The organism is Anabaena sp. UHCC 0399 (genome assembly GCF_034931465.1).
GTDB lineage: Bacteria > Cyanobacteriota > Cyanobacteriia > Cyanobacteriales > Nostocaceae > Trichormus > Trichormus minutissimus.
Map to the genome: position 1 here is coordinate 1 of NZ_JAYGGZ010000118.1, position 2,189 is coordinate 2,189.

The window sequence follows — 2,189 nt, forward strand, 5'->3', positions numbered from 1 at the left end:
CGGGAGAGGTAGAGTCGATAGGCGGTATTATCCGCCGCACCTCTCTGTTCAATCTGGGCGTGCAGGTTTTCCCAGCACCCAGCTTTCGATGTTCTTAGCTTTCGCTTTTGCACATATGGAGATAATCATGGCAGCTTTCGTGAATAGCTAGAAGGTTTTTGGCTTTCCAGTTATCATGGTTTCCATCGATATGATGTAGATGTACCTTCTCTTCACTGAGCATTTTTAATCCACAGTATCCACACTTATGGTTTTGCCGTTTTAAGGCTTGAGAGGTTTTCCCAAAGTAGAGTGTGCTGTTTCGCTCACTCCAGTAGGTCAGGTCTCCGTCGAAAGGCGATTTCTCCCCTTTGACATTGACGTGTTTATTTTCGGAGTAAGGAACCGATGGAAACGCTTTATCCAGCAGTTTCTTGCTGGATTCACGGTCTTGATTGGATTCCTTGTTGAACACTTTGAACGCTCTGTATTGGATGTAGTACAGCTTTCGTGATCCGTCCATCTTGCAGTAGCGGTGGTAGTTCCTCCAGCCTCTTACCAAAGGTGCTAATTTAAGAGCCTTGACTGTGGCACCATAATTCGAGTTGTTGACGATGTGTTTTACTTTTTTACGGAATGCTTTGAAGTTGTCTACTGAGGGGACACTTCTGAATTTCCCGTTGCTCTGCACCTTGAAGTGCCAGCCGAGGAAGTCAAATCCATCTGTCGAGGCGGTCAGCCTAGTTTTCTTTTCACTTACTTTCATACCTCGTTGAGCGAGGAACTGGCTGATTCTTTCAAGTATTGTGTCAGCGTTGTCTTCGGGTTTAAGCAGAATTACCATGTCGTCCGCGTAGCGGACTGATGGATGTATGTCTTCTATCCCGTTGAGCGCGATGTTAGCTAATAAAGGACTCACTACTCCCCCTTGTGGGGTTCCCTGTTCGGGGTATTCTGGGTTGACTCCTGCATTAAGGCATCGGAAGATTCCAATTTTGATACCCTTTGGGGCGATGAGTCGTTCCATGATGGCTGAGTGAGAAATTCTATCGAAGCACGCTTCAATGTCGAGTTCAAGGACTCGCTTTCTTATTCCGTTTGCATGGGAGTTTAGGTTTATTTGTAGGATTTTTTGTGCGTCTTGCGCTCCACGTCCTGGTCTGAAACCGTAGCTCCGAGCATGGAACGTTGCTTCGTGTGCTGGTTCCAATGCGTATTTGGCTAGACATTGCCAAGCCCTATCTGCAATGGTGGGGACTTTGAGGATTCGGGTTTTCCCTTCCTTTTTGGGGATTGGGATTTTCCGTAGTGATTGATGATACCAGTTATTGGCATTGGTTCTGAGTTTTTCATTCAGTTCCAGTCTTTGCTTCATAGTAAGCGATGCCTTACCATCAATTCCTGCTGTCTTTTTGCCAGCGTTTAGCTGTGTTACTTGACGGATTGCCAGTAATCTCGCTGAGGTGGATTTCAGTATCAGCCTTTGCAGGGACTGGGCTTTGTGCTTGTCTCCAACTCGAATGGCTTTATATACTCGTTTTTGTAGGCGGAAAAGGTTTTTGCGGAATTGCTTCCACGGTAAGTTCTTCCAAGATTCACTAGCATTGCTGCTGTGTCCAATCATGCTCTACCTCCAAGCAGGTATATTCTGAACACCTCTGACCAATTACGGTCAGTCCTACCCGAATTGAGGGAGTTCCGCTACTCGTCCTGCCTACTTGGGGTTCGACCTCCCCTAGACCCTTAATTCGTTTTTATTCGTTCCCTCGGTGAGATTGTTTCGTTCCGTTAGGCGGAACCATTTCAGCTACTGGATTCCCTGGACTCGTGCCACTATTGTATTAATGGTGTGGCGGGAATAAGGGTCTTGTCTCCAGTAAAGTCGGGGTTTTTTTTGTTGCGCCCCGCTTGGGGGTAAGCTGCTTTTCTAGGTTCTGTTTCACCATAGGAACTCCCTGTTAGCACCAGTGTCACCCCGCAACGGATGTCTGTTTGCGCCCTGTTCCCAGCTTCACTCTCCAGATACCGAGTCTGGTCGGTGTGGGCAGATTAGGAGTCATACCTGAGCCTGGTAGGCGGGGCTTTCACCCGCATTCCTCCGAGAGTTCAACCTCTTCTATTGCTAGATTTGGTTGGTGTGGTTATGTACGGACTACTTACCGTGATTCACCACACAACGAATCGCACTAATACTCCCCCTCGACCTAACT

Annotated in this window: 1 protein-coding gene; it reads right to left on the minus strand. The window is 47.5% G+C overall.

Annotated elements, in window-relative coordinates:
• Positions 1 to 94: 94 nt before the first annotated feature.
• Entirely contained in the window at positions 95 to 1,603 is a 1,509-nt protein-coding gene (locus VB693_RS28970) for a group II intron reverse transcriptase/maturase (protein WP_323269289.1), read from the minus strand.
• Positions 1,604 to 2,189: the final 586 nt, after the last annotated feature.

Coding starts and splice junctions, on each gene's coding strand:
- VB693_RS28970 (WP_323269289.1), bottom strand. CDS start 1,603: ATGATTGGACACAGCAGCAATGCTAGTGAATCTTGGAAGAACTTACCG.